This is a genomic window from Geodermatophilus sp. SYSU D00814 (genome assembly GCF_054050055.1).
Map to the genome: position 1 here is coordinate 74,576 of NZ_JBJGYP010000007.1, position 12,746 is coordinate 87,321.

Genomic DNA, 12,746 nt, shown 5'->3' on the forward strand with positions numbered 1-12,746 from the left:
GGGATCACCGTGCGAACGGTCGCCCTCGGGTTCCAGCGCGCACGACGGTCGCGCAGTACGTGCCTCTTCACACCAGGGAGGACCCTGGGACGCCGACCGCTTCCACCGTGCGGCTGCTCCCACAGGTGAAGGGGTCCCCGAAGCCGCCCCGGGGCGCCGTCCGCGCTGACGCGGGCCTGCTGGCGTGGCAGGTCCTCTCGGTCCTGGGGGCAACGACTCGACCACCTACGTCCATGACCTGGCCGGGCTCCTCACGCACCTGGACCTGCACGACGTCGTGCGGATCGGGCACTCCACGGCGCGGGGGAGAGGTCACTCCCCAGGTGGGCCGGCACGGGACGGCTCGGGTCGCCGAGGCGGTGCTGGTCGGCGGGATCACTCCGCTGGTGCCGCAGGCCGACGCCGACGCGGAGGGCTGGTCGAAGTCGGTGTTCGATGCGCTGTGGGCCGGCCGTCGGCAGTCGAGGCGCGAGTCCGGTCCCCGGTGTCCGGTGCATCCCGGCACTGCAGCGGGGCCGGATCCTCATCGGGGCGCACAGCGAGGGCCGGGTCCGGTCGCGGTTCGAGCGGTCGTGTACGACCCAGGACGAGATCACGCGCCGCCGGGCCGCGCGTCCCCGTCGCCCGGGGGTGGCTCGGCCAGGAAGGCCACGACGTCCGCGGCGAACCGCGCGGCGTGCTGGAACAGGAACCCGTGGGCCGCGTCGGGGTAGACGGCGACCCTGGCGTCGGGGAGCAGGCCGGCGAGCAGGTGGGAGTACCGGGGGAGGATCATCGGGTCGCTGTCGCCGTTGGCGACGAACACCGGGCAGGCGATGCCGGTGACCCGCTGCAGCCGGGCGTGGTCGGGCACTCCCCAGGCGCAGACGGCGTCGTACTGGGCGAGCCGGGTCTGCCAGGTCGTCACCCGGTCCCGGTCCTCGGTCCGGGCGAGCATCCGCCGGAGGGACTCCGAGCCGGCTTGCCGGCTCTGCGGTGAGCCGGTGTAGAAGACCTCCAGATAGCCCTCCGGGCGGGTCTGCGGGCTCCCGACGGCGGCGACGACCGCGGGCGCCCAGCCGTGCATCCCGGCCGCCCCCTGCGGCGCCGAGGAGGCCAGCACCAGCCGGCGGACGGCGTCGGGCCGGACCAGGGCGACCTCCTGGGCGACGAAGCTGCCGAGGGAGAAGCCGAGCAGGTCGACCCGCTCCAGGCCCAGGGCGTCGAGGAACGCGAGGGCGTCGCGGGCCATCTGCGCAACGGTGCCCGGCGTCGTCCCGGAGGAGCCGCCCACGCCGGTGTTGTCGAAGGTGATCACGCGGTGCGAGGCGCCCAGCGCGTCGACCAGCGCGGGGTCCCAGTTGTCCAGGTTGCCGCGGAAGTGCTGGAGGAGCACCAGCGGCCGGGGGCCGGCGCCGGTCTCCCGGTAGGCGTACTCCACGCCGTTGCCGGCCCGGATCCGCCGGGTGACCGAGCCGCTGTACCCGGGGTCCCCGGCTGGCGGCGGGCGGCGGTCTGTGGTGACGGTGCTGGCGGTGTCGGACATGCTGCCTCTCCTGGCTCGGGGTGCGCCGGGACGTGGCGTGTGTCCGTCGAGCGCACCGGTGGTGGCCAGAGCATCGAGCCGCCGGCCCGGCGTCGCGCCCGTGGGCACCCTGGTCTCTGCTCGGATCCCGACGGCCAACAGCGTCACCGGCGGGAACCCACATGTGCACCAGCGAGCTCCCCGAAGTGACGCGTCTGGGGAGGGCGTCACCGGCAGCGGGACACGCCGCCCACCAGGCAGAGGCCCTGACGGGCACGAAGGAACCCGCACCGGCGACGTCGCGGTCCTGGCCGTCGGCCTCGTGGTCGTCGGTCTCACCGTGCGTCGTCTGCAGGAGCACCGCGTCGACGTCCGCCGGCCTCCGTGACGGAGCCCCGGGACATCGCCAGGGGCCGACCAGGGACGGCACGGGTGCGAAGGGCGGAGCTCCGGCCACACGCTGGGCGCCGGAGTCCAACGCGACAGGTAGGGAGGGGAAGTCGTGTCCGACACCACGCGCACCCGGTCGGGGACGCAGATCCGTCCCGAGTTCACCACTCTGGACGGCCTATCCATCCGATTCGCCCGCAGCGAGGTCCGCGACGAGCAGGCCCTTCTGTTCTGCCCGTGGCCGGAGAGCTTGTTCGCGTTCGCGCCGACGTGGGAGTCCCTGTCGGAGCAGGTGCAGCTGTTCGCCGTCGACCTGCCGGGCTTCGGGCACTCACAGGGGCGCCGGGACCTCCTCTCCCCCCGGGCGATGGGGCGGTTCGTCGTCCGCGTCGCCGACGCGCTGGACCTGAGGTGCCCCCATGTCGTCGGACCCGACGTCGGCACGAGCGCCGTGCTGTTCGCGGCGGCGTCGGAGCCCGACCGGTTCCGCAGTCTCGTCGTCGGCAGCGGCGCGGCCTCGTTCCCGCTGGAGCTCGGGGAGCCGCTGTCGAGCTGGGTGGGGGCGCCGGACCTCGACGAGTACAGGACACGCGACGCCCGGGCGATCGTCGCGGCGACGCTCGAGAACGTCTCGGCCACCCATGCCCTCCCGGCCGACGTCCGGGAGGACTACCTCTCCGCGTACGAGGGGGACCGGTTCGTGGAGTCCATGCGCTACGTGCGCGCCTACCCCACCGATCTCGCCGACCTGCGGGACGTGCTGCCGGGTGTCCTCACACCGGTGCAGATCATCGCCGGGGCGCGCGACACGGCCATCCCGCCGTCGAACGCCCGGTACCTGCACGACCGGCTGCCGCACAGCCGGCTCGATGTGATCGACGCCAGCCACTTCACCTGGGAGGACGACGCCGCGGCCTACGCCGCAGTCGTCACCCACTGGTGGAGCAAGGGACACACAGCGGCCGGTGCGGACAGCTGAGCTGCGCCGCATCGCGCACCCAGGTGCGCCATCGCCTCGAGGAGCAGCGCCCGGACCGTCATCCCGCGCACGGGGGACGACGACCGTCCGGAGGCCCACCACCGATCGCCGCGTCACCAGTGCGCCGGGGACGCGCGTGCACCACCCCGTGACCAGCCCAGGAAGGAAGCCCGATGACCGCCACGGTGCCGAGCGCCCCCGACCGGACGGTGCTGGAGGACAAGGTCCTCACCGAAGCCGTCTACACCGCGACCATCGATGCGCCGATCGAGAAGATCGACATAGCCCGCTGGCTGTTCACCCTGCCCGACGCGGAGTACCAGCGCTGCGCCCCACCGGACCACAAGGCCGCCGGCTACACGACCACGGACGACGGCCGGCCGATGTCGATCAACGTCGAGATGATCGGGACTGGACTGACGATCCAGCACTACGTCGCCCAGGTGGCCGAAAAGCACCACTGCCACATGGTCTCGCTGTCCGACGTGCTGACTCCGGCCGGGTGGACCACCACGCAGGTGACCTGGTGCCTGCAGGCGGAGGCGGTCGACAGCAGCACGTCGACCTACACCAACACGGTGACCAGTCACCCGACCGCCGAGTTCATGCAGTTCATCGAGGCCCAGGGGCAGAGCTGGGAGGACGCTGCGCGGGCGCGTCAGGCCGCGACAGACGACCACTGCAGGCGCGAGACGCCGTTGTACGCCGCCAGCATCGGTCGGTACGCGAACGCTCAGCGGTGACCGTTCCCGGCGGAGGCGTCACGGCGTCCCTCGCCTGGAGAACGCCTCCGCCGGGCCGGTCGGTGCAGACGCGCCGATCCCGCGCCTCGCCCCGGGAGGCTGCACTCCCGGGCGGGTGCCGTGCGCAGCGACTGCGGCGCCCACATCGACGTCGCCGTCTGTCGCGCCGGACGGTACGCGGGAGGCGCACTGCACCGCGGGCAAGCGAGGGCGCGTGGCGCACCGTGCAGGAAGACGCCAGGAGTGGACGACATGGCTGCACCACGAGGTCGAGGGGTGATGGTCACACGCCCGGCGCCCGGCGCTGCCACGACGAGGCTCGGCAGGGCCGCCGTCGAGATCGACGACCGCTTCACGGCCGCGGGCTGGCTGCGCCGCACCATGAACAAGGTCTATCCCGAGCACTGGTCGTTCCTGCTCGGTGAGATCGCGCTCTACGCGTTCGTCGTGCTGCTGCTCTCCGGCACGTTCCTGACCCTCTTCTTCGACGCGTCCATGCGTGAGGTCGTCTACGACGGCTCCTACGCGCCGTTGCGGGGGGTGGAGATGTCGGCGGCCTACGACTCGGCGCTGGGCCTGTCCTTCGACGTGCGCGGCGGCCTGTTCCTGCGCCAGCTGCACCACTGGTCCGCGCTGCTGTTCCTCGCGTCGATCATGCTGCACCTGCTGCGCACCTTCTTCACCGGCGCGTTCCGCAGGCCGCGCGAGGCCAACTGGCTCCTGGGGGTCGGCCTGCTCGTGCTGGCCCTCCTCGAGGGCTTCACCGGCTACTCGCTGCCCGATGACCTGCTGTCGGGTACGGGGCTGCGCATCGCGTCGGCGATCCTGTTGTCCCTTCCCGTGATCGGCACGTGGGCGCACTTCGCGGTGTTCGACGGGGACTTCGTCGGCGAGCAGATCATCGGCCGCTTCTACGTCGTCCACGTCCTGCTGTTCCCGGCGATCCTCCTGGCGCTGATCGCGCTGCACCTGCTGCTGCTGGTCAAGCACAAGCACGCGCAGCTCCCGGGCCCGGGGCGGACCGAGCACAACGTGGTCGGCGAGCGCTTCTTCCCCAGGTTCGTGACGCAGACGGTCGGGCTGCTGCTCGTCGTGTTCGGGACGGTGGCCACGCTGGGCGGCCTGGTGCAGATCAACCCCATCTGGCTGTGGGGGCCCTACACCCCGGCGCAGGTGTCGGCGGGCTCGCAGCCCGACTGGTACATCTTCTTCCTCGACGGATCGACTCGGCTGTTCCCGGCGTGGGACGTCCACCTGCCCGGCGGCTACACCATCCCGGCGCTGTTCTGGCCGACGCTCGTGCTCCCCGGCGTCCTCTTCACCCTGCTGGCGACCTACCCGATCATCGAGCGCCGGCTGACCGGAGACATGGTCTCCCACCAGTTGCTGCAGCGGCCGCGCGACGTGCCGGTGCGCACGTCCCTGGGCGCCATGGCCATCGCCTTCTACCTGGTGCTGACGATCTCCGGCGCGAACGACGTGATCGCCGACAAGTTCCACATCAGCCTGAACGCGATGACGTGGGCCGGTCGCATCGGGCTGATCCTGCTGCCACCGATCGCCTACGTGCTCACCTACCGCATCTGTCTGGGTCTGCAGCAGCACGACCGGCAGGTGCTGCGGGAGGGCATCGAGACGGGGGTCATCCGCCGGCTGCCCGACGGGGCGTACATCGAGGTGCACCAACCGCTCGGGCCGGTCGACGAGCACGGCCACGGCACGCTGGCCTATGGCGGCGCGGCGGTGCCCAAGCGGATGAACCAGATCGGCGCTGCCCGCCGCGCCGTGCGTGGGTTCTTCCGACCCATCGAGGAGCCCGGCGCGGTCGAGTCGGAGCGACCGGCCGAGGGCCACGGCCAGACCCCGGACCACCGCCCGACGGGCGATGGCAGCGACCGGCCGGGCCGCACGCCGGCACCGAGCCGAGGGCGCGGGATGGAGAGCACCGACCGTGGCATCCCCGGCCAGCGGACCGCCACGGCATCGACGTCCCCGGACCGGCGCGTTCCGTCGTGGTTCAGGCCCAGGCGCCGGACCGGCGGCGCGTCGGTCCCCTCGTCGCGTTCCCCGCTCGGCAACGACGAGGCAACGGCGAACGACCAGGCGCCCCGGAGACGACACCGCGGATGAGCGGAGCCGACACCGCGGATGCACCGGCACGGCGCGACCGCCGTCCGGTCACCGGGGTAGGGCGGGGACGGCACCCCCCGACCGGGAGGTCGAGCCGGGTGATCGAGTCGGGGCGCTCCTCTGACGGGCTGTCGACCGAGCCGCGACTGGCCGTCGACGGCTCCGGCCGTCCGCCGGGTCATCCTCATCGGACCTGGCCAGGGGTGCTGACTCGCCGAGGCTCGCCGCCGTGCGCGTGCCTCGCTGCGGGACGGGACGGCCGCCGACCCGGCTAGGCAGCGCCAGGCGTCTGAACGTCGAGGACGTGCAGCGGGTCGATGCCGCGCTGCGGTTGGTGCTCAGCCTGTAGCGGTTGATCGCTCTGCTGGACGCGACCAACTCACGACCAAGGAACCACCTCCGGTGTCCAAAGATGACCAGCACTGGCCGTCGACGTGAACGGCCATCGACCTGCACTTCCGTCGCTGGCCAACCACCGCCGACGGCTCCGAGACCGACTCGCCGGGTCATTGGTTGGAGTCCGATCGGGGGGAGCACCACCGCAGGTCAGCCCGATCCACCGCGGCCGCATGCACGGGGACGTCGTCGCACCGGCACCCTGACCGGCGCGGACGGTGGTCAGCAGTCGATCGACCGCTGGGACGGCTCCACCCGGCTCACGTCGGCAGCGGGCCGAAGAAGCCGACGATCCGGCGCAACCTGCCCTCGCCGTCGACGTCGCCGAAGTCGGTTCCCTCGACTGCGACCGAGCCGTCGGCCGCCAGCATCCGCCAGGCGAACCGCAGGTGACCGTCGTGCTCGTCGACGCCGCTGACGATCTCGATGCGGGCGCCCGGGTTCCCCTCCTGGAACGACCCGATGAGCGACGACAACCCGTCGCGGCCCTCGACACGGCTCAGCGGGTCGCAGTAGACGCCGTCCTCGGCCCAGCAGGTGTCCAGCAGTGCCCGGCGCGCGGCGGCGTCGGTCTCGAGCCATGCCGCGGCGTACTGCTCGACGGCAGTGCTCCCGAGGGTCAGCGTCATGCCGGGGACGCTATGCGGGACCAGCGGTCGCAGGCAGGGGCGAACGACCCGGCACGGAGCCGGCTCGGCCGAGGCGGCGCGTGCTCAGTCGCCCGGAGCGATCCCGCGCACCAGGTTGCGCACGAGCTCCACGGCGAACTCCTCGGTCAGCGGCTGGTCGGGGACCAGGAGCCGGTGGTAGCAGGCACCCCACAGCTGGTCGACGACCACTTCGGGGTCGACGTCGGGGCGGATCTGGCCGCGGGCCCGTGCTCGCTCCAGTGCGTCGACCGCGAGGGCCCGCCGTGGGCCGGAGTAGGACCGGCGGTAGGCGGTGGCGAGGTCGGGATCGGTCTGCGCCTGGGCGATGAGCTCAGCGACGACCCGGCCGGCGGGCGTGTCCAGAAGCAGGTGGACGAAGCCCCGCAGCTGAGCGGTGAGGTCCGCCTCGACGTCACCGCTGTCCGGGAAGGTCAGCGCGGACTGCACGGTGGTGGAGTAGCCGTCCAGGGCGAGGGCGCCCTTGGAGGGCCACCACTTGTAGATGGTCATCTTGCTGACGCCGGCCAGCGTGGCCACGCCCTCGATGGTGAAGCCCGCCATGCCCCGGTCGAGCAGCAACCGCCCGGAGGCGTCCAGGATGTCCCGGCGCACCTCCTCCGACGGGCGGCGGCCGCGGCCGCGACGGGCGGGCGGGACCGGGGGAGCGTCTTCTGCCTGGGTCATGCCGACCATGTTAATGGACGCAGCGTCCACATCCTCCTACCGTGGACGCAGCGTCCACATCGGGGCGCGCAGTGTCCTTCGAGGAAGGTGCTCCATGACCACCCCCACCACCGCCCTCCCGGTCGACGAGGGGACCTCCGGGCGACGGGTCGCCGTCGTGACCGGCGGCTCCGGCGGGATCGGCACGTCCGTCGCGGAGCGGCTCGCCGCCGACGGCACGACCGTCGTCGTGCACTACGCCGGCAACCGGGAGCGAGCGCAGGAGGTCGTCGACCGCATCACTGCGGCAGGCGGCGAGGCCACCGCGCTCGGTGCCGACGTCGCCGACGAGGAGCAGGTCGCGCAGCTGTTCGACACGGTGGAGCAGACCTACGGGGGTGTGGACGTCGTCGTCCACACCGCCGGGGTCATGCTGCTGTCCCCGCTGGTCGACCTCGACCTGGCGTCAACTTCTCCAGCTCCGTCGTCCTCCTGGCCTTCCCCACCTACACCGCGTACGCGGCGACCAAGGGTGGTGTCGAGGCGATGACGCTGATCCTCGCGCGCGAGCTCCGGGGTCGGGACGTGACAGTCAACGCGGTGGCGCCGGGGCCGACCGCGACGCCGCTGTTCCTGGACGGCAAGGACGAGCAGACGGTCCAGCGACTGGCCTCGGTGAGCCCGCTGGAGCGCCTCGGCCGGCCCGACGACGTCGCCGAGGTGGTCGCGTTCCTCGCCGGTCCGGGCCGGTGGGTCAACGGGCAGGTGATCCGGGTCAACGGAGGTGCGGCGTGAGCGGCGCGGTGGGGGTCGAGCGGGACCTCGTGTTCGCCACCGTGGGGACGACGACGCTGCGGTTGGACCTCCACCGTGCTCCGGGGACGGACGCACCGCTCGTCGTGTACGCGCACGGTGGCGGCTGGCGCAGCGGCGACCGGGCGGACGCCGCCACCGAGCGGCTCGCCCCCCTGGCGGCGAACGGCGTGACGGTCGCATCCGTCGACTACCGGCTCGTGCCCGACGCGACCTTCCCCGACCAACTGCACGACCTCAAGGGTGCGGTCCGCTGGTTGCGCGCCCACGGGCTACGCCTGGGCCTGCGGACCGACCGGATCGGCGTCTGGGGAGCCTCGGCGGGCGCGTACCTGGGCTCCCTGCTCGCGCTGACCGCGGGCGAGGAGGAGCTGGAGGGCAGCGTGGGAGGGAACCTCGAGCAGTCGAGCGCGGTGCAGGCGGTCGTGCACTGGTTCGGGCAGTCCGACCTGCTCGCGTCCGGGTCGCGCAGCGACGTCGAGGCCCGGCTGCTCCCCTTCGCCTTCGAGGCCGGCCTGCTGGGCGTGGGCTCCGTGGCCGAGGCCGCCGGTCGCGCCCGCGCCCTCGGCCTGCTCGGCCGCGTGTCCGCCCAGGCGCCGCCCTTCCTGATCGCGCACGGCGACCGCGACCACGTCGTCCCGCCGTCGGAGGGGCAGGCCCTGCACGACGCGCTGAGCCGGGCCGGAGCGGACAGCACGCTCCTCCTGCTGGGCGGCGCCGGGCACGAGGGACCGGAGTTCGGGCGTCCCGACGTGCTCGCCGTCACCGCGGCCTGGCTGCGGGCGAGGTTGGCCGGTTCCCGGGCGACGTGAGGGCCGCGCGTCGGCGAGCGGGCACGCGGCCGCTCGACCTCGTCACGCCTCGGCGGTGTGGTCGACCAGCGTGTCGACGAGCCGATCCCAGGTGTGCGGTGGCGGCAGCTGGTGGCCGACACCGTGGAGCTCGAGGAGGCGGGCGCCGGGGATGGCGGCGGCCAGCGCCCGGCCGTGGGCGAGGGGGAACAGCGGATCGGCGGTGCCGTGCACCACGAGGGTGGGCAGGCCCGCCAGCCGACCGAGCCGTGTGTCGCCGGAGCCGTCGGAGTCGAGGAGGAAGTGGTTGGCCAGGCTCGCGGCGATGTCGTTGCTGCGGTCGAACACCCGACCGGCGACCGCGCGCAGGCGCGCCTCGTCGAAGGTGCCCGGGCCGGCGTAGGGGCGCTCGCTCTCGACGACGTGGTCGACGACGGCGTCGCGGTCGAGCCAGTCGGGCTCGGTGCCCATCTCGGCGACGGCGGCCTGCAGCACCGGACTCGGGCCGGGCAGGCCGTCGACGTCGGGAGCGAGCGGGGTCGTGGACACCAGCGTCAGCGTCGCCAGCCGGTGACGGTGCTCGAGCGCCATGCGCTGTGCGACCCCGCCGCCCATCGACAGGCCGACCACGTGGGCGCGGGCGATGCCGAGGCCGTCGAGCACGGCGACCGCGTCGCTGACCAGATCCGCTCCGGTGTAGCCGGGGGCACCGGGCGGCCAGCTGGTCGAACGGCCGGTGTCGCGCTGGTCGTAGCGCACGACCCGGCGCCCACGGTCGGCCAGACGGCGGCAGAACCCGTCCTCCCACCAGTCCATCGACCACGTCGCTGCGCCGATCAGCAGGATCGCGGGATGCGCCGGCTCGCCGAACCCCTCGACACAGAGGCGGACGTCTGCGCCGACACGGACCGTCGTCCGCTCGCTGCTCGTGGCGCTCATCGCCTGGTCGTGGTGCACGTCTCGTCCACGTCCAGGAGTGACTCGACGGCGACGCCGGAGTCATCGGATGAGCAGTCGCGCCACCGGGCCGTCGTCGGGCAACCGCAGTTCGTCGAGCCGCCGGTGCGCCTCTGGATCGCCCGGGCCCTCGCCGCCGGAGAGCCGTTGCCCATCGGCTGACCTCTCGGGCCGGTGGTCAGGGATCTCCGGGCGCCGTCGCGGCGGGGGCTGCGGTCATGGAGGAACTCAGGTCGACGAGCGGTGTGGGAGGGACACGGATCAGGCCGCGGGTGGGGCGGTCCAGATCGAAGGTGACGACCAGGAGGACCGTGACCAGCACGGATGCGATGAGCACGGTGGGTACCCCGCGGCCGAAGGTGGCCAGGTGCAGCGCCAGCGCTGCGATGGCGATGGCAGCGCCGGCCACCTCCAGGACCAGGACGGCGGTCGGCACGCGGTTGCTCAGTCGGTACACCCGGTCGGTCTGTGCGTCGAACATCTCGTTGAGCGTCTCCACGTACAGCCGGGGAGCGCTGTCCACCGGCGCCTCGTCGAGCGCTCGCCCGGCGAGGGCCCACAGCCGGTCCTGGTGCGACCCGCTGTCGGCGATGGCGCGATCGTGCTCGGGGGTACCGGGAACGGTGTCGGAGATGGCGATGCTGACCTCGGTGTAGCTGCGGAGGAGGGCCAGCGACTCCGTCCGCATCGGCTCGGCCAGTGTCTGTGCGCGGAGGTACGTCGTCCCGATGGCGTTCGCCTCGGCGACCACGTCGGCCCTGCGTGACTCGTAGCGGCCGACCGCGAGGCTCAGGCCGAAGGCGAGCACCAGGCCCATGAAGCCGATGAGTGCGCCCTGCAGGACCCCGTAGGACTCGCGGACGTGGTCCGACCGGGCGGCCATCGCCCGGCCGACCAGCAGGCCGGTGACCGTGGCCACGGCCATGATCGCGCCCAGGACGGCGGCCAGGACCCACGTGTTCAACCCGAAGAAGACCATGGACCGGGTCCTCCTCGTCCCGAGGCCGGGTCCGGGCGCCTGCTCCCGGTCGCCTCCCGGCAGGACGACCGAGGGGAGTCCGGCGCACGGCTGGGGCGGGTCGTGGTGGCCGCGTCGCGGCCGACGCGGCCCGACGGGGCCTTCCGGGCCGGGGGCGACCTCCTGGACGGGTTCCGCGACGTCGTCGTCGACACGGCCGGACGCAGGTCCGCACGCGACCTGCTGACACCACCGTGTGCGGGTGTCCGGTGGTCGCGAGACCGGGGGAGGGCGACTGTGACGGTCATGACGCTCCTCCCGGTGGGCTGCTGAGAGGATCCGAGCCCGGCGGGCCGGGCGCCTCGCCCGGCCGAGGTGACCACGGGCGACGTCCGGGAGCGGCAGAGCCCCGGGGGACGACGCCGCAGGCCCGCGGCGGTGTCGCGGAGCCGGCGGTCACCCGGCAGCCGCCACGGCGGGCGGCGACGCCAGGTCGCTCATCCTCCTCGGGTGAGGAACGCCGTGCCGGGCCCCCCGAAGCTTGGGGCCGCGTCGAGGGTGTCGCCGTCGTCGCCCCCCGGGACGCACGCCGGGCGGTCCCCGAGACCGACCGGGCGAGGCCGTCCCGAGGCGAGCCGCACTCCCGGAGCGCCTCGGGAGCGGCCTGTCGGTGAGGGACGAGGTGGTGCCATGGACCGCGCAGGCGGCCCGAGCCGGCACGGCCAGCCGGAGAGCTACACCTGGCCGCTGCTGACGATCGTCGCGGTCATCCTGCCGCAGGCGCTGATTCCCCCGGGACAGCGAGTCGGGCCACCGCTGGTGGTCCCGGTCGTCGAGGGGATCGCGCTGCTCGTGCTGCTGGGCATCGCGGCCCGGCCCGGGCCGGTGCCGCGCGGGGCCCGCTCCGTCGTGCTCACCCTGTTCGGGGTCCTCGTGCTGGCGAACACCGTCGCGGCGGTACGGCTCACGGTCCTCGTCCTCGGGGACGGCGAGGTCGACGGCGTCGCACTCACCGTCGGCCGGCTGCTCGTCGCCGCCGTCCTGGTCCTGGTGGTCAACGTGGTCACGTTCGCGTTGCTCTACTGGCAGCTGGACGGAGGTGGGCCGGCCGGTCGCGCGGCGGAGCCGACGCCCTTCCCCGACTTCCAGTTCCCGCAGACGGGGACAAAGGGCCTGGCACCGCCGGGGTGGCGCCCGCACTTCGGGGACCACCTCTACCTGGCGTTCACCAACCTGGTCGCCTTCAGCCCGACCGACACCCTCCCGCTGACCCTCCGGGTCAAGGGACTCATGGCGCTGCAGTCGCTGATCTCCCTGGGCGTCCTCGTGGTGGTCCTCGCCCGGGTGGTCAACATCCTCCCCACCTGAGCCCGCCGTCCGCGTCCTGTCGGTGGCCCGGTGCGGCTGACGCCCGGGGCGCGCGTGACCGACTCGGCGGTCACTGACGCTGGGCGGCGAGCCGGCACTCGAGCAGACCGTTGAGCCGGGACTCAGCGTCACGCTCGGCGCGGACGGCGTCGGCGTCCCCGTACCGGATGGTCGACGCACGGGCGTGCCGGAGCGCGGCGAGGGCAGCGGTGATGGACCGGTCGAGGGTGGAGAAGTCCGGGAGAGTCGGTGCGGTCATGTCAGGCCTCCGCTCTGACGCGCGGCTCCGGCGCTGACGGCGCCGGACACCGGCGGGGGCCGAGGTCCGGAGGACCCCTCGCTGCTGCGGCCCGTCGTCGAGCATCGCGGGCCGGCTGACCCCGCGACTCACCCGAGCGGTGTGA

Annotated in this window: 11 protein-coding genes and 1 pseudogene; 6 read left to right on the top strand and 6 right to left on the bottom strand. The window is 73.3% G+C overall.

Annotation, left to right across the window (positions count from 1 at the left end; genetic code table 11):
* Nucleotides 1–592: 592 nt before the first annotated feature.
* The gene (locus ACI780_RS07095; protein WP_457001814.1) at nucleotides 593–1,525 is read right to left on the bottom strand and encodes an alpha/beta fold hydrolase; all 933 of its coding nucleotides are present in this window, start codon (nucleotides 1,523–1,525) and stop codon (nucleotides 593–595) included.
* A gap of 481 nt (nucleotides 1,526–2,006) precedes the next feature.
* Between ACI780_RS07095 and ACI780_RS07100 the strand changes: the two genes are divergently transcribed.
* The 3 genes from ACI780_RS07100 (at nucleotide 2,007) to qcrB (ending at nucleotide 5,746) form a co-directional block, all read left to right on the top strand.
* Complete coding sequence (locus ACI780_RS07100) at nucleotides 2,007–2,873, top strand: alpha/beta fold hydrolase (RefSeq protein WP_457001816.1); 867 nt, start codon at nucleotides 2,007–2,009, stop codon at nucleotides 2,871–2,873.
* Between the two features lie 173 nt (nucleotides 2,874–3,046).
* Nucleotides 3,047–3,616 carry a hypothetical protein gene (locus ACI780_RS07105; RefSeq protein ID WP_456870838.1) on the top strand — a complete coding sequence of 190 codons (570 nt, stop codon included), beginning with the start codon at nucleotides 3,047–3,049 and terminating at the stop codon, nucleotides 3,614–3,616.
* A 279-nt stretch (nucleotides 3,617–3,895) separates the two neighbouring features.
* On the top strand, nucleotides 3,896–5,746 hold the full coding sequence (gene qcrB, locus ACI780_RS07110) for a cytochrome bc1 complex cytochrome b subunit (RefSeq protein ID WP_457001818.1): 1,851 nt from the start codon (nucleotides 3,896–3,898) through the stop codon (nucleotides 5,744–5,746).
* Nucleotides 5,747–6,402: 656 nt separating this feature from the next.
* Here the strand turns inward: qcrB and ACI780_RS07115 are convergent.
* The gene (locus ACI780_RS07115; protein ID WP_457001820.1) at nucleotides 6,403–6,771 is read right to left on the bottom strand and encodes a nuclear transport factor 2 family protein; all 369 of its coding nucleotides are present in this window, start codon (nucleotides 6,769–6,771) and stop codon (nucleotides 6,403–6,405) included.
* Nucleotides 6,772–6,855: 84 nt separating this feature from the next.
* Nucleotides 6,856–7,476 (bottom strand): TetR/AcrR family transcriptional regulator, encoded by a 621-nt coding sequence (locus tag ACI780_RS07120; protein ID WP_457001822.1) that lies wholly within the window; start codon nucleotides 7,474–7,476, stop codon nucleotides 6,856–6,858.
* Between the two features lie 94 nt (nucleotides 7,477–7,570).
* On the opposite strand from ACI780_RS07120, the pseudogene ACI780_RS07125 reads away from it, so the two are divergent.
* Both ACI780_RS07125 and ACI780_RS07130 read left to right on the top strand, forming a co-directional pair.
* Nucleotides 7,571–8,250: pseudogene (locus ACI780_RS07125) on the top strand (SDR family oxidoreductase).
* Nucleotides 8,247–9,080, top strand: a complete 834-nt coding sequence (locus tag ACI780_RS07130; protein WP_457001824.1) for an alpha/beta hydrolase fold domain-containing protein — start codon at nucleotides 8,247–8,249, stop codon at nucleotides 9,078–9,080. The pseudogene ACI780_RS07125 and the gene ACI780_RS07130 overlap by 4 nt, the downstream one beginning before the upstream one ends.
* A gap of 42 nt (nucleotides 9,081–9,122) precedes the next feature.
* On the opposite strand, the gene ACI780_RS07135 is transcribed toward ACI780_RS07130, so the two are convergent.
* Together ACI780_RS07135 and ACI780_RS07140 are read right to left on the bottom strand one after the other, a co-directional pair.
* Complete coding sequence (locus ACI780_RS07135; RefSeq protein WP_457001826.1) at nucleotides 9,123–9,998, bottom strand: alpha/beta fold hydrolase; 876 nt, start codon at nucleotides 9,996–9,998, stop codon at nucleotides 9,123–9,125.
* A 196-nt stretch (nucleotides 9,999–10,194) separates the two neighbouring features.
* Nucleotides 10,195–10,995: a bestrophin-like domain gene (locus ACI780_RS07140; RefSeq protein ID WP_456870843.1), complete on the bottom strand. Its 801-nt coding sequence runs from the start codon at nucleotides 10,993–10,995 to the stop codon at nucleotides 10,195–10,197.
* A 669-nt stretch (nucleotides 10,996–11,664) separates the two neighbouring features.
* Here ACI780_RS07140 and ACI780_RS07145 point away from each other — a divergent pair.
* Nucleotides 11,665–12,342, top strand: coding sequence for a hypothetical protein (locus tag ACI780_RS07145; RefSeq protein WP_457001828.1), 678 nt, complete (start codon nucleotides 11,665–11,667; stop codon nucleotides 12,340–12,342).
* 70 nt (nucleotides 12,343–12,412) lie between these two features.
* Here the strand turns inward: ACI780_RS07145 and ACI780_RS07150 are convergent, their stop codons facing one another.
* Nucleotides 12,413–12,601: a hypothetical protein gene (locus tag ACI780_RS07150; protein WP_457001830.1), complete on the bottom strand. Its 189-nt coding sequence runs from the start codon at nucleotides 12,599–12,601 to the stop codon at nucleotides 12,413–12,415.
* Between the last annotated feature and the right edge of the window lie 145 nt (nucleotides 12,602–12,746).

What these genes read in the sequence shown, in the direction of transcription:
- ACI780_RS07120 (WP_457001822.1), bottom strand. Translation starts at nt 7,476, where the DNA reads ATGACCCAGGCAGAAGACGCTCCCCCGGTCCCGCCCGCCCGTCGCGGC.
- ACI780_RS07105 (WP_456870838.1), top strand. Translation starts at nt 3,047, where the DNA reads ATGACCGCCACGGTGCCGAGCGCCCCCGACCGGACGGTGCTGGAGGAC.
- ACI780_RS07115 (WP_457001820.1), bottom strand. Translation starts at nt 6,771, where the DNA reads ATGACGCTGACCCTCGGGAGCACTGCCGTCGAGCAGTACGCCGCGGCA.
- ACI780_RS07145 (WP_457001828.1), top strand. Translation starts at nt 11,665, where the DNA reads ATGGACCGCGCAGGCGGCCCGAGCCGGCACGGCCAGCCGGAGAGCTAC.
- ACI780_RS07150 (WP_457001830.1), bottom strand. Translation starts at nt 12,601, where the DNA reads ATGACCGCACCGACTCTCCCGGACTTCTCCACCCTCGACCGGTCCATC.
- qcrB (WP_457001818.1), top strand. Translation starts at nt 3,896, where the DNA reads ATGGTCACACGCCCGGCGCCCGGCGCTGCCACGACGAGGCTCGGCAGG.
- ACI780_RS07135 (WP_457001826.1), bottom strand. Translation starts at nt 9,998, where the DNA reads ATGAGCGCCACGAGCAGCGAGCGGACGACGGTCCGTGTCGGCGCAGAC.
- ACI780_RS07140 (WP_456870843.1), bottom strand. Translation starts at nt 10,995, where the DNA reads ATGGTCTTCTTCGGGTTGAACACGTGGGTCCTGGCCGCCGTCCTGGGC.
- ACI780_RS07095 (WP_457001814.1), bottom strand. Translation starts at nt 1,525, where the DNA reads ATGTCCGACACCGCCAGCACCGTCACCACAGACCGCCGCCCGCCGCCA.